Source organism: Nostoc sp. C057, from assembly GCF_013393925.1.
In the GTDB taxonomy this organism is placed as follows: domain Bacteria; phylum Cyanobacteriota; class Cyanobacteriia; order Cyanobacteriales; family Nostocaceae; genus Nostoc; species Nostoc muscorum_A.
Genome location: NZ_CP040281.1, coordinates 6883450 through 6906849, shown reverse-complemented (window position 1 = coordinate 6906849; position 23400 = coordinate 6883450). Strand labels below are relative to the sequence as shown.

Genomic DNA, 23400 nt, shown 5'->3' with positions numbered 1-23400 from the left:
TGGAGAAACACTTTGTAAAATTGATAAAGCAATTATACTTGAGGATCTACATTAGTGTTGTAGTACTGGCTGTAGCTGAAAATCTTCTGCGTTATTAACTAACCCTTCTTCTAACAATAGTTCATTAATAAAAATATCAATTTTCTCCCGACCAATATTCTGCATGACTATCATGTGTGCCGAGTTTTCAAAAACTGCTAACTGCCACTTTTTAATTAACCTTTGAGAAGGTTTTTGAAAAACTACTGTGTTTGAAAAATTATTTAACATACATGGATATTCTCTGATTTGAAGTTGTTGGAAAAGATATTGAGCATTATGAATACAGGTCTTAGCCTCTTTAGCTAATCCATCATAACCTCTTGTTTGTACTGCATACCAGAGAATTAGGGGAGTATGACCATTTCTAGATCCCAGAATAGTTGTATCTTTTGAACCAATATATTCAATTTCTGTTTCAACTTTTTCTACCCATTTTTTCTTAGTTAAAACTACACCACAAGGTAAGGGAGAACCAATGAATTTAGCAGAAATAGCTACACTATCTATGGGTTTTTGAAAATTCACTTGCGGAGCGCCATCTAGAAACGGTAATATTAACCCTGAAAGCGCAGCATCACAATGAATGTAGTAATCTTTAATCTGATTGCGCTCTAAAATTTCTAGAACTTTGTCTAAGTTATCAATTGCACCTTTGACAGTAGTGCCAATATTTAAATTTATGATGGCTGGATAACGACGATTTTCGCTAAGTTGTTGTTCAAAATGGTCATAATTCATTTCTCCATTAATTTGCGAATTCACAACATTATGTTGAATGCGGAATAATTTCGCGGCTTTGGGAATTGAGTAATGAGAGTCTTGTGATGAGTAAAGAATCCCATTAGGGTAGATTTCTCTTGCTAAGAACATTCCATATAAATTACCTTCAGTTCCACCAGCTGTAACATAACCCCAAAACTGATTTTCTGGAATTTTATAGAGTTGAGCAAAAAAAGATAATACTTCTTGCTCAAACTTACGGGAATGGAGACCAAAATCTGGCTCAATATATGGGTCTCCAGCATTATTTAACAGATGATTGAAAAATTTCCCGATCGCACTGTAATCACAACTTAAATTATAGGGATAGCCTGCATGAAACTGCGATCGCTGTTCTATTTGCAGCAAAAAATCTGCCAACTCTTTAGCAACTTTACTTGACATATCTTTGTATCTCTTGAATTTTGATTAAGTTAATGGATGTTTTAATCGAAAATTTACGTATTAATCCATACCTTTATGTTTTCTTCACAATACTGTAATTCGGCTCTATACATGAAAAGGATATGGTGAAAGTACTTAGCAGGCTTCAGTAAAAACACCTGAGTTTTTGCTTACAAGTATATTACCCTTAGAAATTACTTACTTTACAAAATAGCTATAATGTGTATTACGTAAAATATCTTTTTCAGGCGGTGACTACAACCTGATTTAGCGTGAATTATACGGATGAGATAGTGTCTATATAATTACCTAAAAGAAAAGACCTCTCTCTGGTTTAGTACACAAAATTTTCCCTCTCAGAGTTGGAGAGGGAAAGGCTTGAACTTTATTTCAAGGTAGAGAGAGGTTCGTTGAACTCAAGTATATTTACTAGAACTCTCCGGCTAAGGCTGCAACACATCGTTCGCAAATTAACGGATGTTCTGCTGATTCTCCCACATGGGTGGAGTAGTTCCAACAGCGATCGCACTTTTGCCCTTCTGCGTTTACTACACCAATTCCCCAGTCTTCTGTCTGCGCCGTATATTTTAATCCTTGCAAACCCTCAGCAGAATCTAATAATTCCACTTGGGAAGTCAGCAATAGATACCGCAGTTCATCAATACCGTTACCCTTAACCGGGTTAAAGGCTTTGATAGCATCGCCTAACTGTTTATGAGGGATATGAATCAAAGCTTTCGCTTCCAGGGAAGAACCAATGAGTTTTTCTATCCTGGCTTGTTCTAACACCTTATTAACATCGGTGCGGAGTTGTCGTAGTGCTTCCCAAAATTCTGCCAATTCAGGATTACGCCATTTTTCTTCAACCTTTACCCAACCGGCTTCAAACACTGATTTGTAAGGTGTTTTATAGGGGAGATATTGCCAGATATCTTCGGCGGTGTGGCATAACACTGGTGCGATCGCTCGTGCTAAATTATCTAAAGCTATTTTCAGCACCGTTTGACAACTGCGACGGCGGAAAGCATCCTTTGCACTGATGTACAGCCTATCTTTGGCAACATCCAAATAAAAGTTGGATAAATCCACCACGCAGAAATTCTGCACAGTTTGGAAAAAGCGGAAGAACTGGAAACTATCAAAGGCTTCCGTTACTTCCTCAAATACCTCGGTGATGCGGTGCAGCATATAACGGTCAAGTTCTGGCAATTCCTCAAAGGGAACTGTATCTTTTTCTGGGTCAAAATCATCCAAGCTACCCAGCAAAAACCGCGCTGTATTGCGAATTTTGCCTCTGACATCATTCATCTGCTTGATGATGTTTTTGCCAATTCGGACATCGCCGGAGTAGTCAACCGATGATACCCACAATCGCAAGACATCTGCACCGTAAGCCGGTTCTACTTTTTGATTTTTCCCACCTTCAATGATTGTATTTGGGTCAACTACATTTCCTTCTGACTTGCTCATCTTCCGGCCCTGTTCGTCCAAAGCGAAGCCGTGAGTTAGCACAGTTTTGTAAGGTGCAATGTCATTCACTGCTACACTGGTCAGCAAGCTTGACTGGAACCAACCGCGATGTTGGTCGGAACCTTCCAAATATATATCAGCCGGGTAGCGTAACTCTGGACGCTGTTGGACGACAGCTGCCCAAGATGAGCCAGAATCAAACCATACGTCCATTGTGTCTGTACCTCTGCGGTAAGACTTGCCATTATTACGATAGGATTCGGGTAATAACTCCTCAACTGATAATTCCCACCAAGCATCGGAACCTTTTTCAGCGATAATTGCTTGAGCGTGGTTGATAATTTCCTCATTCAGCAGTACTTCTCCGGTGGCTTCATCGTAGAAAACGGGAATGGGTACACCCCAAGCGCGTTGACGAGAGATACACCAATCGGAACGTTCCGCCACCATTGGCGTGATGCGATTTTCACCTTGGGCTGGAATCCATTTTACCGTTGCGATCGCTTTTAGTGCTTCTTCTCTAAATCCTTCTACGGAAGCAAACCATTGTTCAGTAGCGCGGAAAATCGTCGGTTTCTTTGTCCGCCAATCATAAGGATATTTGTGGGGATATGCTTCTTCTTTCAACAAAGAACCAGCCGCAGCCAGTGCATCAATCACCGCCTGATTCCCATCACCCAGAACATTTAACCCCGCAAATTCTCCCGCTTCTTCAGTAAAATTGCCATTGTCATCCACTGGTGCAAGAATGGGTAAGCCATAGCGCTGACCAACAATGTAATCTTCTTGACCATGACCGGGTGCGGTATGTACCAACCCAGTACCAGATTCAGTAGTGATATAATCACCGCCGACAACAATTGGGCTTTCGCGGTCAAACAGAGGATGACGGTAAGTAGTATGTTCTAAGTCATTCCCCTTAAAGGTGGCTTTGAGAGTTAACTCAACTCCCAAGGTTGAAGATAAACGTTCTACTAAATCAGCAGCAACGATTAGGTATTTGAAATTACTCTGCGCCTCTGACTGGGAAACTTCCACCACTGCATAGTTCAAATCTGCATTCACCGCGACCGCCAAATTCCCCGGAATTGTCCAAGGTGTAGTTGTCCAAACAGCCACACCCAAATCTGACTGATATTCCGCCAACAGTGGTTTTACAGCTTCGGACAAACTTGTGATTGCAAAAGCTGCATAGATACTGCGGGAAACGTGACCTTCAGGATATTCCAACTCAGCTTCAGCCAAAGCGGTTTTAGAACTCGGACTCCAGTGAACCGGCTTTAAACCGCGATAGATGTATCCTTTCAAGAACATCTGACCAAATACGCCAATTTGAGCCGCTTCATATTCCGGCTTCAGAGTTAGATAAGGGTTGTCCCAATCACCCCAAATACCGTAGCGTTTAAAATTTTGGCGCTGGTTATCTACCGTAGCTAGGGCAAATTCTTTCGCTTTTTGCCGCAGTTGTAAAGGCGTTAAATTTTGCCGTTCTGCTGACTTCATATTCTGCAAAACTTTCAACTCAATTGGCAAACCGTGACAATCCCAACCAGGAACGTAGCGAACTTTACGCCCTCGTAACATTTGGTAGCGATTAATAATATCTTTGAGAATTTTATTTAAGGCATGACCAATATGGAGTGAGCCATTAGCGTAGGGAGGCCCATCGTGCAGTATAAATAATTCGCCGGGGTTATTTTCAAAAAGGCGATCGTAAATTTTATTTTCTTCCCAAAATTTTTGGATTTCAGGCTCGCGCTTGATGGCGTTTGCCCGCATATCAAAGCTAGTCTTGGGTAGGTTTACAGTATCTTTGTAACTTCCTGATTCGGTCACAGTCTCATGCCTAGAATTAGGTGTGCAGGTTTTATTAATTATAGGAGATGCCAGGAAAACCAAAATTCGCTTTTTGAACGCGAGTTTGATAGACCTCTCCCTACCTTGAATTTTCGTTAATAAAGTTGCAAATATAAAGATAGGACTTTTCCACAAGAGCGTAGGCGTAGACATCGCCACTTTAAAATTCAGATGGATTAAACGCAGGTTGGATTGATGTAACGAAAGCCAACCTACATTTAATGCACAATTTTAAGCTTGACACGGCACTAGATTTATGCAATCAAGCGGATTATTGCAGCAAAGGAGTTGTGCTTTTACCGTTAGTTGACGCATTCGCAATTGCAGCTTGAGCCGGTTGAGTAGCAAGAACCGCTACAAGTGGAGCAACTTTTGAACTAGATTTTTTATTTCTTTTTCCATTAGAGCCGCCAGCTTTGGAATACTCTATACTGTTTCTGCCATAGATAGTTGCAACTCCACTTAGCATTCGTTCAGACATTTCAGAGAGGGCTTTATCCATCTGGGTTACTGTCTTACGCGATTCTTCAAGATTGGACACAAGCGTGTTGTGAGCTTCTACCGTCGCACGGGTAGTATTAACCAGGTGGTTGTAGGCTTCAATGGTTAATCCATGTCCTAAATCCAGATTCTCATCAATGGATTTAAGCAAGGCGAGACGAAGTTGGGCTTTGTCAACAGCAGCAGAACCACGAGTTCTTAAAGACATGAGATATCCTTTTTTTTAAGAATTCCTTTTTCAACATAGTGGAGTATCCTTTTGCCTGAGATGGGTAGTTTTGTGGATTTATTTAGTTGAACTTTTAATGAAATAATTACGAGTTTGTCTGTATTTTTACTCATTTTCATATCGATTTGTTGTTTGAGAATAAGTGCAATCAGCAAATGCGAATGCCGAATCAACAAATGCGAACTCCGAATCAACAAATGCGATCGCCATATCAGCAAATGCGAACTCCGAATCAACAAATGCGAACCCCATATCAGCAAATGCGATCGCCATATCAACAAATGCGAACCCCATATCAGCAAATGCGAACTCCGAATCAACAAATGCGAACTCCGAATCAACAAATGCGAACCCCATATCAGCAAATGCGAACTCCGAATCAACAAATGCGAACGCCAAATTAACCTTAGAAAGGGAAAGCTAGAACATCTAATTCCCTCCCCTTTATAAGCTACGGTGTACACACAAGTCGAATTACCCCCCTTAATCCCCCCTTAGAAAGGGGGGAAAAGAAATCTATCTAGTTCCCTCCCCTTTATAAGGGGAGGGTTAGGGTGGGGTAACTTCCCTCAAGCAACAAATAACTTCCCTAATCTTCTCCACCACACCATCAATATCTTGATAAACCTCTTGATTTGTAAATCTCAAAAACCTCGTACCTTTTGATTCTAAAAAAGCTTGGCGATCGCGGTCATATTCTGGAACTCCATCTTGATAGTGACTATCACCATCAATTTCTATGGCAAGTCTCAATTCTGAAGAATAAAAATCCACTACAAATCTGTCAATACTGTATTGTCTGCGAAATTTATAGCTTTCAATTTGTTGATTTCTAAGTTTTGCCCAAACTATTTTTTCACATGGGGGCATATTGTTTCTGAGAGTTTGCCGTTTTTGCTTTTCTGAGCTTTGGTTATACAGCTTTGTCATCAGCGTTTTCATATCCCTAGACTGCGCTTATTATTCCCAGGATTACCCCCCTTATAAAGAGCTACGGTGTACACACAAGTCGAATTACCCCCCTTAATCCCCCCTTAGAAAGGGGGGAAAAAGAAATCTATCTAGTTCCCTCCCCTTTACAAGGGGAGGGTTAGGGTGGGGTAATTCGAGGACTGGTAGTAATTCGACTTGCGTGTACACCGTAGCCTTTTTAAGAAGAATCTAAAACCTTTTACCCCTAATTTTTCCGAAATTGAGCATAATATTGTTGAAGCTTCATCAAGATGCGTCTAACTCACACTTGCTCATGAACGAACAGCGTTTACACGCTTATAATCAGCTAATTCAAACCCTGCTAGATTGCCCTAGCGGGAAAGAACCAGAGATATTAGCAGCGAATACAGAATTGCTAGATGCTGACTTTGTGCAGGTTGTTGTAGCAGCAGCAGAGCATTTTGCCCAGCAGGGAGAGGAAAATACTGCCGAGTGGTTGAGAAACTTAGCAACATATCTCACTACCGCAGAAACCACCCCCATCACTCAAGAAGATATAGAGATTTACAGGCAATTTTTAGGAGAGGTGCTGCTAGCAATACTAGAGAGCATAGAGAGCAACGGCGATGCTCAACTAATTTACCCATTGCTGGCAGCAAATACCGATAAACTCAATGAAATTTTTGCTCAATTATTGCGCCATTGGGCAGCAAATATGTTGAGAGAAGCGGAACCAGATAGAGCAGAAGACGTTGCTTACGTGATGCTTATATTGAGTAATCAGATTAGCAATTTTCCTTTGGGTAGCAAAGCCAACAAGATGGAAATTGCTATCACTTGTTACGAAATCGCTGTCACTCTCTATACCCGTAGCGCCTTTCCTGAACAATGGGCAATGGCGCAAAATAATCTGGGGATTGCTTACGTTGAGAGAATATTAGGAGACAGAGCCAAGAATATTGAATTAGCGATCGCTGCTTACTCTGCTGCACTAGAAGTTTATACCCGCAATGCCTTTCCTGAAAATTGGGCAATGGCGCAAAATAATCTGGGGAATGCTTACGTTGAGAGAATATTAGGAGACAGAGCCGAGAATATTGAATTGGCGATCGCTGCTTATTATGCTGCACTAGAAGTTTATATCCGCAATGCCTTTCCTGAAAATTGGGCAATGGCGCAAAATAATCTGGGGAATGCTTACAAGGACAGAATATTCGGAGACAGAGCCGAGAATATTGAATTAGCGATCACTGCTTACTCTGCTGCACTAGAAGTTTATACCCGCAATGCCTTTCCTGAAAATTGGGCAGGTTCGCAAAATAATCTGGGGATTGCTTACGTTAAGAGAATATTAGGAGACAGAGCCAAGAATATTGAATTAGCAATCGCTGCTTACTCTGCTGCACTAGAAGTTTATACCCGCAATGCCTTTCCTCTTGATTGGGCAGGTTCGCAAAATAATCTGGGGGCTGCTTACCGTGAGAGAATATTAGGAGACAAAGCCCAGAATATTGAATTAGCAATCGCTGCTTACTCTGCTGCACTAGAAGTTTATACCCGCAATGCCTTTCCTCTTGATTGGGCAAGGGCGCAAAATAATCTGGGGAATGCTTACCTTGAGAGAATATTAGGAGACAGAGCCGAAAATATTGAATTAGCAATCGCTGCTTACTCTGCTGCACTGGAAGTTAGAACCTCCAGCGCCTTTCCTAAAAATTGGGCAACGACGCAAAATAATCTGGGGAATGCTTACAAAGACAGAATTTTAGGAGAACGAGCCGAGAATATTGAATTGGCGATCGCTGCTTATTCTGCTGCTCTGGAAGTTACAACCAAGAGTGCCTTTCCCCAAAACCATGCAGAAACTTTGTTAAATCTCGGCAGGTTATACCAAGACGAAAAACAGTTTGACTCAGCTTACAATACCTTTGTTGCGGCAATAGAAACAGTAGAAGCTTTGCGCGGTGAAATTGTTTCTGGCGAAGAAGCCAAGCGCAAACAAGCAGAAGAATGGAATCAACTTTATCGATGCATGGTCAGGGCAAACGCATCTAAATATTGACGAGCCTGAATCAGGGCGAAATACACCAAGACTCAAACTACATAAGGCTTTGAGGAAATTAAATCTCACTCGTTATAAAAATGATAATCATTACGAGGGGGGAGTTAGAGGCAGCCGACGGCTGCCTGAGCTTTCACGGTCAGTTCTCCACTCTTCTAGCGTAGGTTTTCTCACAGTCTGATTCTCAATAGTTTTAGATTAATGACTAGGAATTATGAGAAGATCAGCACAAAGAAAAGCTCAATTTATGCGATCGCCGCCGGGAAGGACGGTTACACCATCGCCCTTCCGATCAAAGTGACTTTTACAGATGCTGTGAAAGTGAGGACGGCTGGCCTTCATTGAACGTGGTATTCTCACATTTATCAGAAAGAAGAATTACGTTCTTATTCTCCTCTCTATGAAGCTGAAACCCAAAATTACGATTGCTGACCATTTTGCGGTGATACAAGATCCACGAGTAGATCGCACCAAACGACATAAATTAATCGATATCATGACCATTGCCGTATGTGCTGTGATTTGTGGTGCGGATGGTTGGGTAGCCGTAGAGACTTATGGTTGTGCAAAGTATGAATGGTTAAAAACATTTTTAGAATTACCAAATGGGATTCCGTCCCACGATACATTTGCAAGAGTATTTGCACAAATAAATCCTCAACAGTTCCAGGAATGTTTTCTGAGCTGGATGAAATCAATACAGAAGATAACTGATGGTGAAGTTGTCGCGCTTGATGGGAAAACTTTACGTGGTTCTTATGATACAAGTAGTGACCAAAGCGCAATTATAATGGTAAGTGCCTGGGCAACTACAAATAAATTAGTGCTGGGACAAGTAAAAGTAGATCAAAAATCAAATGAAATTACAGCAATTCCAGAATTATTAAAGGTATTAGAACTGTCAGGATGTATTGTGACCATTGATGCAATTGGCTGCCAGAAGGAGATTGTGAAGCTAATCACACAGCAAAATGCAGATTATGTAATTGGGTTAAAGAAGAATCAAGGAAATCTTTATGATGAAGTAGAAAAACTATTCTCTTCAGGCATAGCTACAGGATTTGAGGGGATTGCACATAGCACGTATAAAACAGAAGAAACAGGGCATGGTCGTCATGAAATCCGCAATTACGTAATGTTCTCTCAAATTGAATCTCGGCTTAACCCAGATTCAATTTGGTCAAATTTTAATAGTGTTGGCATGGTAGAATCTGTCCGTTCATTCAATGGTGAAACAACGGTTGAAACTCGGTATTTTATCAGTAGCCTTGAGTCAGATGCTAAACAGTTTGGTAATTCTATTCGCAGTCATTGGGGAATTGAAAATTCATTGCATTGGCTATTGGATGTTGCCTTAAGAGAAGATGACTGTCGAATTAGAAAAGATAATGCCCCACATAATTTTGCAATTCTCAGACATCTTGCAGTCAATCTTTTAAGTCAAGAGAAGCGTGTCAAACGTGGAATCAAAAATAAACAGTTTCTCGCGGCGATGGATAACAAATACTTACTAAGTATTTTAGCGTTAGCTTAAAATAGTACATCAAAACTTGAGTTGAATGTTTTACATAAAAGTTTTATTTATTCTCTAAGTAAATATATTCTTATGTAGCTCATAATTGAATTATTTTAGTATTGACGATTAGTCATTCAGTTGAAGATAAGCTAATTCAAATTTTGAAAAATATTTGATTTATTTTATTTATCATTTCACCGATTTTTGCAATTATCTATGTCATTTTGGAATCTCCCTTAGTTTTTATTAGTAAATAAGATGCGTTTGCCCTGGAAGAATACCAGAACGGTTAATTGATGCTCAAGATTTAGATTTGGGTAGTCTCCCCACACCAGAAGGCTTTAAAATTAATGCTAATCTTCAGCCTTTCTTGCTTAACGATAGCTACGCAGTTGATTTAACTCTGGTTTCAGAATCACCAAATATTTCCATAGACATACCACAACTGCAACATTTTAAACCAAGTTCCCTACTACCATCTAATATTCAAGCATCTTTAGGACAAACATTATCGATTTATGGAGAAGTAGATCCAAGTGAAGATTGTGATACACTAGCTGAAAAATTAGCCATAGCCTTAGTAGCTGGCACAAATTTAAATCCTGTACAATCGCAACAAGGAGAACTGTTTGGTAGTCTTTTATTTGAATACCAAGCACTTGACCCAGGTGAACCAGATAATCCTGCCAAACAATGCCATATTTTAATAGTCATGAATAATAGTCAAGTTGCAACAGCAAGACTTGCAGCAGAAGCTTATGACTGGTTGCTAAATTTACTATGTAGCTACCATAAAATACTTTACATTTATCAACTAGCGCGTCAACGCTACCGAGAAGCGAGAACAATTTATAGTAATTTAGAAAATAAAATTCAAAAATTTAACAGCCTGATATCTGAAAATCAAACACAATTATCTGGCTTAAAAAGCTTAATGGGAGAAATCCCCAAAAAAAGCTTTGATTACACCAGATGCTTGCAAGATTTACAAACGCACCACACAACAATTACTACGAATATTACTAATTACACAACTTGTTTAGAAAAGATTCAAACTATTGATGGCGGAAATAGCCCCCAATCCTGGCAAGATTTTATTAAGAAAGACTGTAAAAAATGGCAAGAACAAATACAAACAGATATTAACTATCTGACTCCAGGTCAAGAATTGTTTGGGCAATTGGTTGATACTATTCGAGGTATAGTAGAAACAGAACAAACTGAGCGCGATCGCTCGTTAGAAAACACAATCCAGATATTAGGTATCGGCTTTGGCGGTGGTGCGATTGCCTCTGGCGTATTCACAACACACATTGATAAAATTAATCTACCGTTAGTACAAAAACATCCCCTTTACGCATCGTTAACTTTAAGCATCATTGCTACCGTGGTATTTATCGCTTTAGGTTGGCTAATTACCAAACGTAAATAAAGTAAATTTTTCGGAGAAACGATGCAAATCAAAGACATGACCACATAACAGTTACAAAACTTGATCTGTAATCCCCCGATAAATTGGGGGACTTTAAGAGCTTTTTGCCTGCTTTTTTAAGGGGGGTTGGGGGAATCAAAAGCCTGTGGCGCAACTCTAGAAGACTGGTGTGTACACCGTAGCCTTGATAAGGGGAGGGTTAGGGTGAGGTGATTCGATAACTTGTGTATAAGTAAGTCGGTGGGAATAAATCAAACTAGATTAAGTATATTGATATCAGTTCGTAGTGAGGGCTACCCTATGGGAACGCTCCGCGAACAGCCCTCATAAGAGGACTAAAGTCCTCACTACAAACCTTGAATTATTAACGCCGCTCTACTTACACCGTAGCTCCGACTCAGAGAGGGACGGTTTTGCCTGCCTAGTAAAACCAGGGAAAGGTTTTTAGGCGATTAGGAGACTAATCAGGAATTTTGCGGAGATTGAGAGTTAATCGACATAAAGTAGTATACTTTTCTGGGTTCGTCTAAAGCTATCAACAAATTTCGTCTAAAAACCAAAAATTTTGGGGTCGCTCTAATGCTAAGTCCTGTAATAACAGTCAGTATCTTTCAAAAACAACCCGATCCTAAAGCATTTTCAGCAGGTAAAGTAATCTTTGAAGAAGGACAGCCTGGTGATAGTATGTACGGCATTGTGGAAGGAGAGGTAGATATAGTAGTCAACGACAAGGTTGTAGAAACCATTGAGAAGGGCGAAGTTTTTGGTGCTGGAATACTTGTAGGAATAAAAAATAGAAATTACACAGCTATTGCCAAGGTGGATACTAAACTAGGTTTTCTTGATGAAGAAGGGTTTCTCTTTGCCGTTCAGGAAACACCTATGTTTGCCATACAGGTGATGAAAAGTTACTCAGAGCGTCTTAGTCGCTTACAACGTCTGGTCTAAAGAAGGCAGGGGGCAGAAGGCAGAAGTTTGGCTCTCATCGTAGGACTCTGCGTGAAGGGTCTTGTAAGGAAGAAATGCAGTATTCCAACTGAGCCTTCTGTCCTTACTATAGCTGCCTTTGGTGGTGAAAAGTGGAGAATTTACCGTAGGTAGTAATGGTGCGTAAACGGTTGATTATTGAGATGGGAATGGGAATAGATCAGCATGGACAAGAACCAACAGTAGCAGCATCTAGGGCAGTAAGGAATGCGATCGCTCACAATGCCTTACCTGGTGTTTGGGAAGTGGCAGGTTTAAGCCATCCCAATGAAATGATTATAGAAGTTCAGGTAGCAGTGCCATATCCAGAACAAGTTAGAGAAGAAGAGGTACTAGCTGTCCTACCATTTGGTCGGAAAACTCTTACCGTAGAATCTGGGGGGATGATAGTCCAAGGGCGGGCGATTCCCGAACTCAACGATAAAAATGATGAAATGTTGATTGCGATCGCAGCTGTTACAGTTTTGATCGAAAATGAGTAGTTGAGATAAAAACCGCAACGTTTATTTAATCAAATGACGATTAGCTGTGTTTAATTACTTGGTGATTATTAGCTATTGCATAAAAAAAGCTAGCATCTACACATTGTCGGGAAATTTCAAAAGCTTCAAAGTAACCATCTTTTTGACCTAACTCTCGTGCCCAAAAACGAGATAGAACCAGTATGGCATCAAGTTGCATAAATGCTTTGTTTACCTCTGATTCATAACAATTAATAGCTGCAACTTTTTCCTCAATTACAGAAGTAATATCCACAAAAAAGTTGGGTTCAAAACCACGCAAAAAAACAGGCGGGGCTGAATACCACAAAGTTATGTTTTTGCGCGTAGCAACATTAGAAACTGCTATTGCACATACTTCATGATCTCTATGTCCATATTTTTCAGGTTGTGGTGCATGAGTAATAATTAGATCCGGTTGCCAACGCCCAATAGCTTCTTCAGTAACTTTAATCACTGCTTGAGTTGAAAAATTATACTCCTCAAGTGCATAAAACTCGTAAGTTGCACCGATGATTTTACCTGCTGCATCCGCTTCTTGATGACGTGTACCCTTAATAGGCGAACTGGAAAGACTGCCATCAGTCAAAATTAAGCAACGAATATTCCATCCTGCTTTGGACATCAGACTGAGAGTACCAGCAGCAGGTAGAACTTCATCATCAGCATGAGCATAAATTGTTAAGACAGTTCGTTGACCAAAGTTTTTTGAGTCTGAATTAATGTTCATTAGTGTTTTCTTTTTACATTGAATTTATAAAGGAGTTAAGAGTTATTTTCCTTCTCCCTATGTCTCTCTTACGTTTCTTTTGGAGGTTGCCAAACGGATGCGCGGATGATAGCAGACAAAAGTAACAAATTATAGATAGCCCATGCACCATTGAGTAGGTGAACCAAAGGATTATTTAGATGACCAATTGCAAAGCGATAAAGACTCCATAATATTCCCAGAATAGTGAGGATAAAGATAACTAACTGTGGCCAAACCAGCCTGAGATAAATACCAGACTGCCTCTGCTTAGGTGTGACTTGAAAATTGAGTTTTTGTCCTGTGAATACACTCCATACAGCTTGGATTAGCAGGGGGAATAAAGCGATCGCATATTGTTCAGAACGCCAAATTTCTGTAGCTGGAATGCCCCAGGTAGCTGCTAAGAAGGTGAGACGGTTGATAATAAAAGCTGGGAAAAAGTGTATAGCAAAGTCAGATCCGTAGGTTTTAACTGGAACAATGTCCGTAAAAAAATAAATAATAGGACAAGAAATAAACACCAGAGTTGCAAAACCAGAGAAATAACTATACATCGTCTTAAAATATTGCAATCTTTGCCAAAATGTTAGCCCTGATTTTGTGAGTGGATTTTCCCTAACTAGCACTTGGATCGTTCCTTGTGCCCAGCGTAGTCGCTGCTTAAGAGTAGAACTCAGCTCATCTGGTGCTAAACCCTCTGCCAAAAGTTCATTGTGATAAATAGATTTCCAGCCAGCACTATGCAGACGCATAGCTGTATTCATATCTTCTGTAATACTATTACTCGATACCCCACCAACTAAATCAAATTCATCTAAACGTTTTTCATCTTTGGCAAATTCATCAGCAAAATTTTGCAGTCCTACACTAACAAGTGCTTCACGCCTCAATATCGCATTTGTGCCTGTATAGAAGGCAGCATTCATGCCATCTTTACCTTGTTGAAGTGGCCCATAAAATAAATTTGATCGATGTCCAAAAGGATCGCCTGGAGGAATATTGTAAAAATCCTGGCGAGTCTGTACAAAAGCAATTTGATTCTGGTCGTATCTTCCTGTTGAAAGATTATATGTATAGAAATAAGGTATAACTCGCCTCAGAAAATTTTGCTTGGGAATGTGGTCGGCATCTAGAGTAACAATAAAATTTCCTGCCGTTTGTCCAGAAAAAATTGCGTAATTAATGTTGCCTGCTTTAGCATGATGTGCTACACCAGGTGTCTTGGGACGAGCGATATACCGAAACCGAGAGAGTTCCAAAAGTTCAAGTTCTTTCTTACGAATAGTTTCCTCTAGGGCTTTCCGTTCGGTAGTGAGGCGATCGCGTAGCGTCTCTCCAGAAGAATTACTAATACTTTCATGAGCCGGAGATAACCAAAGAATAAATTGTCGCAGGCTTTGCACAAATTCCGTAGCCAACTGATTAACCACGGGTTCTGATGATGTTTGCAACCATTGTTCTGCGGCCTGAGTATTAGGTGTGAGATTTTCTAGTTCCTTTAGGCGCTGCAATAAAGAAGAGTGTTCTGCATCAATCCGATTTGCTTCTTGTTGTAGTTGTGGTGACTGCAAATCTTCAATACACAATCTTTCTGTCATAGCCCGCATATCAGCCGAGTTACCATCATCTAGAACATAAACTCGTAACTTTGTTGGCGGATAATCCATTGCCAGAGCAGCTTTGGCAGTTTCCTCTACAATTTTCGGCGGTTCGTTGTAGCAGGTTACAAAGACATCTACTGTTGGCCAGTTCGATCTGGGTAAAGGTGGGGTCATCTGGTCGAGAGACTTAACCTGTCGCACTAAAGGTCGCCATAACCCAATCACAAACATCACACCGCCGAAATAGCTATAAATTTCTGCTATCAACAAAGGAATAGAGATCCACAGTGCATCAAAATTGATGGAATGGGTGACGCGCCATTGCAAATACCAGATACCAAAAATTAAATTTATTTCTGCAAGATAGCGAAATAACAGCGTTCTTTTTTTGAGTAATGAGCGACTATTACCAGAAAACTTTGAGGAATTATCACTAATAGAAACTGAACTCATCTTAGTACTATTTTAGATTTTGGACTTGTCGTGAGCGTTCAGTCGAACGATTTTGGATTTTAGATTCGACTACGCTCAGTAACCATCAATAGACATCTTGCAAAAGTAACAAATGCCAAGATGTTGGGGTGCATGGTAAAGGTTACTGGGTTTGGGGAAATTCTATCCCTTTCCCTTTTACCCCTTACCCTTTACCCCACTTCTGCAAGAAGTCTAATGCCATAAGTGAGAACCAAGCTGATAGGTATATGTTGCAAGAAAAAGATTTGGGTCTTGGGATTCTGACAAGGGAGGAAAAGTTAGACCAATAGAACTAGGGAGTCCTGGAGGCTATTCCCGATGAAATGGGAAGCCCTGCCGTATAGACTAGACGGAGCTTCCCACTTTATCTGCATTCCTTCAGAATAAGTATTCCCTAGTTGAATTCATTACTAACAACCTATTACCAACCCAACATTACTGCTAGAGGACGCAGGCACGCATCTTTGCATTTCTGCGTCTGCTTATCTTAATGTCGATCGCTAGCTGAAACCCAGTAACTGCTAGAACTATCAGAAATTAACTTGGTTTGTTGTGTGGCAGTGTTGGGTAGACCTCGCCCAGAATTTCCCTTACTAACTTCTTGCCACCAGGGAGATTTCATGTCATTTGTCGGACGAATTAGAGGTTGTTGATTCATTACCTTGTACAGCAAGGATTGCAAAATCATACTGTTGGTGCTGCTGGTGAAACCAACTGCCGTTTTACCTGTGGCTTCATAGAAACCCTCATAAAATCCAGCTAATGGATTATATAAGTCAGTCGTTCCTTGGAGTAACTCTTGACTGTACTTGTTCTCTGGAAGCAGGGCATGATAGGCAAAAGCGACTGCTGTACTCACCAATCGCCCCTTTGGTACAGGTTGACCGTCATCTCCTAAAGCTACCCAAGACTCACCTTTTCCAGTAATTGTGCTGTGGACAGTGTAAGGCTTACGATCAATCAAGGTGGTAGCTGAGGCTGTGAGGTTGCCGGTGCGACGATAACGTTCAGCTTGTGCTTGAAAAATTGGTTCAAAGAGCGATCGCATTTTTGGATCTAGTCCAAACTCCAGTGCATAGAGTAAGAAAGGATTACTAACTGTATATTGGTTAACTTTTGAGTTGGTATCTATGCGTTGGCGTTGAATTGGCACTTTCACTCCCTCTACTGAGGCAGTTTGATATTCTCCCCCAACAGCAGAACCATTAACATTAAATCCCCATAATTGAAAAGCTCTAGCTGCATATTCTTCATATCCCAAGCGGGTTTCTGGGTTGACGCGGATCAGCGATCGCCCCTCTTGCTCTTTGATAACGGTAGCACTGGAGAGAATACCCTCGCGCACCACACGCAAGTATGACCAATCCAGCACAATTTTATCTACCGCAGCCGTGTATTCTGGATGACAAGTTTTTAAGTTGTAAAGTGCTGCCAGCATTCTACCTAAATCCAAAGCTGACCAGCCGTTTCCTTCTGGGGCTGGATTTCCACCGTAATCTACTGGTTGGAGCGATCGCGTATCATAACCCCGACCGGGTAACTCTCCAGCAAACAATGGTAACTTTGTCAGGGCTCCTAAAAGATGTCGGGTGCGCTGGTCAAATTCCTTGGGAGTAATTATATCGAGCGATCGCGCTGCATGGAGCGCTGCGAGGTAATCTCCTAGTCCCCAGAGGGTTGCACCTTTGAAATCACTGCGATCGTCAATCAGCCCATTTTTGGAGTGATAATTCGCTTGAAAGTATCGCCAAGCCGCTTCTGCATAACGCCGTTCAATCACCGACAGCGATCGATCTAGTTTGAGGTTAGATGATGATTGGGGACTATCCACTGGTGGAATAGGTGCAACGGTTACTTCTGTTGGTTTAGGAGTATTCGCAGGCGTTGCGATCGGAGGTGTAACAGTAGAATTAGGTTGATTTGAGGATGTTTTAGCCGAAGGCGTAACAGTAGAATTCTGTTGATTGTTTTCACTGGGTTTGCCAGTAGACACACTCGCAGAACCAGAAGCAATTAAAGGGTGATTTCCCTTAGCTTTGTAGTATAAAATCTCTAAAATCAGCCCATTAGTATTACCTGTCAAAGCTTTATTAGGCTGTTTGGATTCTTCATAGATACCAGCATAGTAACCACTATCATCAGGGCTGCGGAGATCCTTGACAGCATCAAAAACTTTTTGAGCATAAGCATTCTCTGGAAAAAGATAGCGCCAACCAAAAGCAGCTTTGGTGCTGATGCTACGAAACTGTGGATAAGGTTGATTAGCATCCGTGATTGTTGCCCAGTTTGCACCGTTGGCGTAGACGGTGTTGTAGAGAAAATAAGGCGCTTGATCTATATTATCTTCTGTAACCGCAGTCAACTGCCCTGTGGTATCGTAACGCCGTTTTTGTACATCTAAAACCCTGGCAGCAAAATCAGCTAATTCACCTTGCAAGCCAAACTCAATCCCTTCAAGGATATAAGACTCACTAACAACGTAATTATTAGCATTAGTGCTTTTAAAGTCACGGGTATCAACAGGAATTTGCACACCATTAATTTCGACTAACTTAAACGGTTCTAAAGAAATAGCCTTGGGTGCGGGGAAACCCCAAAGTCCATAACCTCTAGCGCCGTATTCTTCGTAGCCGAGTCGTCCTTCTTGCACCAACAACGTTTTGTTGTCTGGGAGAACAGTAGCGCCAAAAAGTTGTCCATCTTTGAGCGATCGCGCCACTTGCCACTTCGCGACAATTCCTTTAAGCCAATCATTATATTGCGGATGACAGGTACGGATGACATCAAACGCCGCCAGGATTCGCCCGACATCCAAAGCAGACCAACCAATACCTCGCTCCAGTGGATTATTTCCATAATCAACCATTTGTGCATTGGCTGCGTTATAGACTTTATTGGGCAAAGCATCTTCAAATAACTTTAAGCTGCTGAGAGTCGTTAAAAATTTGTTGAGACGAGCATCAAAATCTGCTTGATCAGTGAGATTCAACCACCGTGCAGCATTCAACGCCATCAGGTAGTTACCCATATCCCAGAGTGTACCAGAAGGATAACCCCCTGTAGAATTGGTAAATCCTGTTGCCGGCTGATAGTTTTTGACAAAATACTGCCAAGCACCACGAGCGTAAGTTTGTTCTTCAGGTATCAGAGGGGCTGTAATATTGCTACAGCTATTGGAATTTTGGGATAAGACTGGTGTCGGGATGTAAAACAACAATTGCAGAAATGTCCCAACTAGGAACAATGCAATCCATCTCAACAGCTTTTGTTGACGGAGTTTGTATATCATACGCAAAAAAGGAATTAGGAGTTAGGAGCGCATAGCGCGTCTTTACAGTTATATTCGTAAGGATGCAAATAACTACCGATTGGTGTTGTGTTCGTGAAGATACGCCAAATTGCAATTGAAACTTAAGCTAGCAACAAAGGAGTAAGTGATTGGAACCTATTTGCTACCTCTGTGGAGAACCGATTAAAGACAATAAAGGAACTTATTGGATTAAAGGGACAGGTGGTATTTTTTCGAGAGGTGTATATCCTAGTACAATAGTCTCTGCACATTGGGGAAAATGCGCGAATGTTGTAGGTAAGTACTTTGACCAATTTCCCCCAGATGAGAAGGGAGAATCCTGGTTTTGGAACCATTTACCCTTCTATACTCAATCCGATGAAAAAGTAACTAATTCAAATAGATTTATTTATGTTCTAAAGTCGACAGAATCTTACAAAATAGGTATTACTAAGGATGTCGCAAAAAGGATGCGAGAACTACAAACAGGCGATCCAGTTAAACATTTATTTGTTTGCTCTTCTTTTTTTGAAGATGCACCAAGATTTGAAAAGCTTTTACATGAAGCTTTCGCCGAATATCGAGTAGAAAACAGCGAGTGGTTTGAGTTACCACCTGAAAAGCTAGAAGAGCTAATTGAAATTTTAGAAAACAAGAATTTTATCGAGCAGGTTCCACCACTAAATAATGTAGTATACTATCCTCCCGGTACACGTGTTTTATGGCGTAATCAGCCCGGTATTGTACATAGTCTAGTTATTAAATCCTATAAATATGAGGTTGGCTACAATATAATACTTGACAGCCAAAATTATAGAGATGATCCAGAAGTAAGTAATTCAGGCTATGACGAGTTGATTTTAGAAGATGTTGGAATCCCAAGTAAAGAAGGTTATGAGGTTGAACCTATCAAGCCAAATATTTCTGAGGATGGCATAAGGTTTTTCAAGCTGGGAGAACTTATGGAGCTACATAGGTCACAACAATCTGATGGGCAAGGGGATGTAAGGTAGTATGAAGAAGTTGACTTGCCTGCAAAACAGCCCCAGAAGCATATTAAGATTGCTTGTTGATGTTAAAGTCGTTAAGTTTAGATTTTTGATAAACTTTATCAACTCAGAACCCATAAAATTGAACTAGGTCTATCACAAGAATGTGAGCAATTCTGCTATGAAAACCCTGGCTAAATGGTCTGTAGACGACTATCACCGTATGGTTGAGGCGGGCATTCTGCGTGGTCGTCATCTGGAATTGCTAGCAGGCGAAATTGTTGAGATGAGTCCAGAAACCCCAATTCACTACACCACAGCAAAACGAGGTGCAAAATATTTAGAAGAGTTGCTATTAGGTAAAGCTGATGTTCGTTTCAATGGGCCCATTACACTATCCGACTCTGAACCCGAACCTGATATTGCAATTGTTCGACTTCCAGAGTCATCTTACAGCGATCGCCATCCTGCTCCTCAAGATATCTTCTGGATTGTAGAAGTTGCTAAAACCAGCTTAAACAAGGACTTGGAGATCAAGGCTGCGATTTATGCTAAGGCTGCGATTCAAGAATATTGGGTTTTAAATTTATCTGCTAAACAGATGATTGTGTTCAGAAATCCTCAAAATGGTAAGTATGTTGAAGAATTTACTCTTACGCAAGGAACGGTTACACCATTAGCATTCGCAGATATTTCAGTGTCTGTTCAGAGACTTTTGCCATAAAGTGGCGTTACTTAATATTGCAAATTACCGTAGTTACACGGTATGGACATTGCACAGTAGATAACTTCTATCATGCAACGCCAATTTTTTCATGGTCTGATAATCTTAGCTGTAACTTGTGGTGTTCTGATAGCCCTTTTGATTGACTTCTGACTTTTAACTCCTGCCCAAACGGTAAGTGGTTGTCCAACTTGTTTATACAGCAAACTCTCTAAAATCACGCCATTATTGTTGGCAGTGAGAGTTTTATTTGGCTGACGCATAGACTCATAAAAGCCGTTGTACCAACCATCTTTAGAGTTAAGGTTAGCTTGGACGAAATTAAATAACTGCTGCGTGTAATCAGTATTATAAAGTACGTGCCAGCCGATCGCAGCTTTGGCACTGAGAAACCGCAAATCGTTGTGTTTTTGTTGGGTATCTGTGACGGTTGCCCAAGGTTCTCCGTTGACAAACAAGCTGCTGTAAACAAAGTATGGAGGACGATCTAAGTTGTCTTCGGTAACGGCGGTTAATTGTTTTGTCGCTTCATAACGCCCTGCTTGAGCAGCTAAAATCCGATCGGCGTATGCTTTAGGCAAAGCTTGAAACCCAGTTTCGATACCATCTAAAATATAGGGTTCGCTAAGAACGTAGTTATTGGCTCCAGAGTTTTTATAGTCGCGGCGATCATAAGGAATTCCCTGTCCGTAAAGATCAACAAAGGCAACATTGGACTGATAATCCAATGCTTGTGTAACATTCAAGCCCCAAAGCTTTAATCCGTAGGCAGCATAATTCTCATAGCCCAAGCGGCCTTCTTGATTGTATTGTTCTTTACCTTTAATAACCGCAGTCCCGTACATTTTTCCATTTTTGGTAATACGCTTGACTTGCCAATGTTTCCAAACGTCTGTAGAAAGCGATCGCATTTCTGGATACTTTGCCTCGACAATCTTCAACCAGATTGCCATCCTTCCCAAATCAATAGCTGACCAACCAATTTCTTCGCGTTTTTCTAGTTGACCATAATTGACGGGTACGAGGGTTTTGGCATTGTAAACCTTGTTGGGTAGTTCCCCTTTATATAAAGGCATTGATGCCAGTGTTTTCAACATTTTGCTCATTTTGGCTTCAAATTCAGCCGCAGGCACGATATTGAGTTCTTTAGCACTAACTAAGGCTGCGATCGCTGCTGTCTGATCCCACATACTGACGGAGGCAAAGCCATCAACGGAATTTACCAAACCAGTTTCATCATTCCAGTTGCGCTGGAAATATGACCAAGCAATACGTGCCGTTGTCATTTCCTGTGGAGTTAGTTTCCCAACTCCCGGAGCAATGTATGGAATTATCGCTACTGTGAGTTGGTTTTTAGGAATAGCTTGACCTAGTAAAACTACAGATTTAGCATCAAGACGGGCAATGATTTCAGCTGCTTCAGCAGCAGAGGCAGGGTTTTGGAGTTTCTTTGGTTGTACCAACTGGCGTGAAGCAGTTTCAGATGTTGAGATTTCCGGTTTTTCTATGGAAGCCTGGGAAAGTTGCTTAGACCAACTATTTAAAATTGCGATCGCTATTACAGCTGTAACTACCCCTCCTACAGAAGCTAGTATGGACAAGTTCTTAGGTGGCGGTTGAAAATCAGAACTCATACTGATTAAAGCCTTATTTTGTAAGTCAGCGTTGTTTACGTAGTTTCACCACATACATTCTTCCCAACTTTGAAATCTAACTAACACCCAGAAGCTCATCTGACTACTACAATAAAATAGTCACGCACCCGATCTCTGGAGTTCTAGCAGTGGGCTTATTTGATGATTTGAGTCGGTTTTTAGAAAACCGTTTAGAAGAATTCTTGCGTAACAATCCACATTTGGAGTTAGAGGCGCTGCTAGAACAGCTGCGTGAGCAAGAAGAAGACACATTAAAGCTGATCGCAGATTTACAATTGCAAGAGAAGCGATCGCAAGAAGAAATTCTCTCCACCGCTCAAGAAATTCAGCGTTGGCATATCCGTGTTCAAAAAGCCAAAAACGCCGGCAGAGAAGATTTAGCGACTGCGGCGGGTGAGCGAGAAGCAGCCCTGTTGCGCGAAGGAAATCAGCGCTGGGGACACATGCAAGGGCTGAAAGAACGCATTAACCAATCTCAAGAACTATTACGAAAAATCCAGCAACGGCGACAAGAGGTTCAAGCTAAAGCAGCCGAAGCACAAACAGCCCGTGATAAAGCACAAACTCAACAGCGTTTTGAAACCAGTGGCTGGTCAAATAAAACTAGCACTTATTCTAGTGGGTTTGATGACTTAGAAGAAAAGTTCCGTAGCTGGGAAACCCAAGATGAATTAGAACAAATGAAGCGCAATCTAGGGAAATAATCGCATCTGGTTGAAGAAGAATTCAGAAGTCAGAATTCAGGAGTCAGAATAAATCAGTCGGGGATTCAGACCCGCGACTGATTAAAGACCACCAAATCGTAGATTTAGTGGGGGTCTTAAACGCGGCTATTCAGACGCTCGTGGACTCGCTTTAAGCGAAGCCATGCCGTTGGCGCAGCCTCTCGTAGAGAAGGCTTTACGCTGCGCTATCCGCCACTCGCACAGAATTCATTCTGAATTCTGACTCCTGACTCCTGAATTCTGTTCGATAAAAAGGACACCTGAAATTTATAACGTAAATGTATAATTACTTGTTTTACAGTAATCATACATCGATTGAAATGGTATAACCAATCGCAGCGCTATATGAATGCCAATCATGTCTTTCTTTTTGTTTGCATTGAAATAACGCTGACAAGAGTTGATTTTTGAAGAAATAGACACCCGGATTTTTCAGTGGTAAAAAATCCGGGCAACGCATTGGCTTCCCTACAGTAATTTTGTTTTTACTTAATAAAGT

Annotated in this window: 17 protein-coding genes; 9 read left to right on the top strand and 8 right to left on the bottom strand. The window is 41.0% G+C overall.

Features of this window, described 5'->3' with window-relative positions:
* Positions 1-51 precede the first annotated feature (51 nt).
* The 3 genes from FD724_RS29350 to FD724_RS29340 form a co-directional block, all read right to left on the bottom strand.
* Positions 52-1206: a histidine decarboxylase gene (locus FD724_RS29350; protein WP_179075046.1), complete on the bottom strand. Its 1155-nt coding sequence runs from the start codon at positions 1204-1206 to the stop codon at positions 52-54.
* 429 nt (positions 1207-1635) lie between these two features.
* Positions 1636-4512, bottom strand: a complete 2877-nt coding sequence (gene ileS / locus FD724_RS29345) for an isoleucine--tRNA ligase (protein WP_179075045.1) — start codon at positions 4510-4512, stop codon at positions 1636-1638.
* Between the two features lie 292 nt (positions 4513-4804).
* Positions 4805-5242 carry a hypothetical protein gene (locus FD724_RS29340; RefSeq protein ID WP_114080966.1) on the bottom strand — a complete coding sequence of 146 codons (438 nt, stop codon included), beginning with the start codon at positions 5240-5242 and terminating at the stop codon, positions 4805-4807.
* Positions 5243-5424: 182 nt separating this feature from the next.
* Here FD724_RS29340 and FD724_RS29335 point away from each other — a divergent pair, with 182 nt between their 5' ends.
* Positions 5425-5667 (top strand): hypothetical protein, encoded by a 243-nt coding sequence (locus FD724_RS29335; RefSeq protein ID WP_179075044.1) that lies wholly within the window; start codon positions 5425-5427, stop codon positions 5665-5667.
* A gap of 145 nt (positions 5668-5812) precedes the next feature.
* Here FD724_RS29335 and FD724_RS29330 read toward each other — a convergent pair whose 3' ends face one another.
* The gene (locus tag FD724_RS29330) at positions 5813-6193 is read right to left on the bottom strand and encodes an endonuclease domain-containing protein (RefSeq protein WP_179075043.1); all 381 of its coding nucleotides are present in this window, start codon (positions 6191-6193) and stop codon (positions 5813-5815) included.
* A 316-nt stretch (positions 6194-6509) separates the two neighbouring features.
* Between FD724_RS29330 and FD724_RS29325 the strand changes: the two genes are divergently transcribed.
* From FD724_RS29325 to FD724_RS29305, 5 genes are all read left to right on the top strand, one after another.
* Positions 6510-8258, top strand: coding sequence for a tetratricopeptide repeat protein (locus FD724_RS29325; protein ID WP_179075042.1), 1749 nt, complete (start codon positions 6510-6512; stop codon positions 8256-8258).
* A gap of 400 nt (positions 8259-8658) precedes the next feature.
* Complete coding sequence (locus tag FD724_RS29320; protein ID WP_179072797.1) at positions 8659-9792, top strand: ISAs1 family transposase; 1134 nt, start codon at positions 8659-8661, stop codon at positions 9790-9792.
* Between the two features lie 295 nt (positions 9793-10087).
* Complete coding sequence (locus FD724_RS29315) at positions 10088-11206, top strand: hypothetical protein (RefSeq protein WP_179075041.1); 1119 nt, start codon at positions 10088-10090, stop codon at positions 11204-11206.
* A gap of 579 nt (positions 11207-11785) precedes the next feature.
* The gene (locus FD724_RS29310) at positions 11786-12154 is read left to right on the top strand and encodes a cyclic nucleotide-binding domain-containing protein (RefSeq protein ID WP_179075040.1); all 369 of its coding nucleotides are present in this window, start codon (positions 11786-11788) and stop codon (positions 12152-12154) included.
* Positions 12155-12309: 155 nt separating this feature from the next.
* Positions 12310-12675, top strand: a complete 366-nt coding sequence (locus tag FD724_RS29305) for a Lin0512 family protein (RefSeq protein WP_179075039.1) — start codon at positions 12310-12312, stop codon at positions 12673-12675.
* 40 nt (positions 12676-12715) lie between these two features.
* Here the strand turns inward: FD724_RS29305 and FD724_RS29300 are convergent, their stop codons facing one another.
* From FD724_RS29300 to FD724_RS29290, 3 genes are all read right to left on the bottom strand, one after another.
* Complete coding sequence (locus FD724_RS29300) at positions 12716-13423, bottom strand: PIG-L deacetylase family protein (RefSeq protein WP_179075038.1); 708 nt, start codon at positions 13421-13423, stop codon at positions 12716-12718.
* Positions 13424-13491: 68 nt separating this feature from the next.
* Positions 13492-15498, bottom strand: coding sequence for a glycosyltransferase (locus FD724_RS29295; protein ID WP_179075037.1), 2007 nt, complete (start codon positions 15496-15498; stop codon positions 13492-13494).
* 508 nt (positions 15499-16006) lie between these two features.
* Positions 16007-18808, bottom strand: a complete 2802-nt coding sequence (locus FD724_RS29290; protein WP_179075036.1) for a DUF3131 domain-containing protein — start codon at positions 18806-18808, stop codon at positions 16007-16009.
* Positions 18809-18957: 149 nt separating this feature from the next.
* Between FD724_RS29290 and FD724_RS29285 the strand changes: the two genes are divergently transcribed.
* Together FD724_RS29285 and FD724_RS29280 are read left to right on the top strand one after the other, a co-directional pair.
* On the top strand, positions 18958-19821 hold the full coding sequence (locus FD724_RS29285) for a GIY-YIG nuclease family protein (protein WP_179075035.1): 864 nt from the start codon (positions 18958-18960) through the stop codon (positions 19819-19821).
* A 157-nt stretch (positions 19822-19978) separates the two neighbouring features.
* Complete coding sequence (locus tag FD724_RS29280) at positions 19979-20521, top strand: Uma2 family endonuclease (protein WP_179075034.1); 543 nt, start codon at positions 19979-19981, stop codon at positions 20519-20521.
* A gap of 89 nt (positions 20522-20610) precedes the next feature.
* Here FD724_RS29280 and FD724_RS29275 read toward each other — a convergent pair whose 3' ends face one another.
* Entirely contained in the window at positions 20611-22155 is a 1545-nt protein-coding gene (locus FD724_RS29275) for a DUF3131 domain-containing protein (protein WP_179075033.1), read from the bottom strand.
* A gap of 149 nt (positions 22156-22304) precedes the next feature.
* Between FD724_RS29275 and FD724_RS29270 the strand changes: the two genes are divergently transcribed.
* The gene (locus tag FD724_RS29270) at positions 22305-22880 is read left to right on the top strand and encodes a TIGR04376 family protein (protein ID WP_179075032.1); all 576 of its coding nucleotides are present in this window, start codon (positions 22305-22307) and stop codon (positions 22878-22880) included.
* The last annotated feature ends 520 nt before the right edge of the window (positions 22881-23400 follow it).

Coding starts and splice junctions, on each gene's coding strand:
- FD724_RS29310 (WP_179075040.1), top strand. CDS start 11,786: ATGCTAAGTCCTGTAATAACAGTCAGTATCTTTCAAAAACAACCCGAT.
- FD724_RS29350 (WP_179075046.1), bottom strand. CDS start 1,206: ATGTCAAGTAAAGTTGCTAAAGAGTTGGCAGATTTTTTGCTGCAAATA.
- FD724_RS29280 (WP_179075034.1), top strand. CDS start 19,979: ATGAAAACCCTGGCTAAATGGTCTGTAGACGACTATCACCGTATGGTT.
- FD724_RS29305 (WP_179075039.1), top strand. CDS start 12,310: ATGGTGCGTAAACGGTTGATTATTGAGATGGGAATGGGAATAGATCAG.
- FD724_RS29300 (WP_179075038.1), bottom strand. CDS start 13,423: ATGAACATTAATTCAGACTCAAAAAACTTTGGTCAACGAACTGTCTTA.
- FD724_RS29325 (WP_179075042.1), top strand. CDS start 6,510: ATGAACGAACAGCGTTTACACGCTTATAATCAGCTAATTCAAACCCTG.
- FD724_RS29290 (WP_179075036.1), bottom strand. CDS start 18,808: ATGATATACAAACTCCGTCAACAAAAGCTGTTGAGATGGATTGCATTG.
- FD724_RS29335 (WP_179075044.1), top strand. CDS start 5,425: ATGCCGAATCAACAAATGCGAACTCCGAATCAACAAATGCGATCGCCA.
- FD724_RS29275 (WP_179075033.1), bottom strand. CDS start 22,155: ATGAGTTCTGATTTTCAACCGCCACCTAAGAACTTGTCCATACTAGCT.
- FD724_RS29320 (WP_179072797.1), top strand. CDS start 8,659: ATGAAGCTGAAACCCAAAATTACGATTGCTGACCATTTTGCGGTGATA.
- FD724_RS29330 (WP_179075043.1), bottom strand. CDS start 6,193: ATGACAAAGCTGTATAACCAAAGCTCAGAAAAGCAAAAACGGCAAACT.
- FD724_RS29340 (WP_114080966.1), bottom strand. CDS start 5,242: ATGTCTTTAAGAACTCGTGGTTCTGCTGCTGTTGACAAAGCCCAACTT.
- FD724_RS29295 (WP_179075037.1), bottom strand. CDS start 15,498: ATGAGTTCAGTTTCTATTAGTGATAATTCCTCAAAGTTTTCTGGTAAT.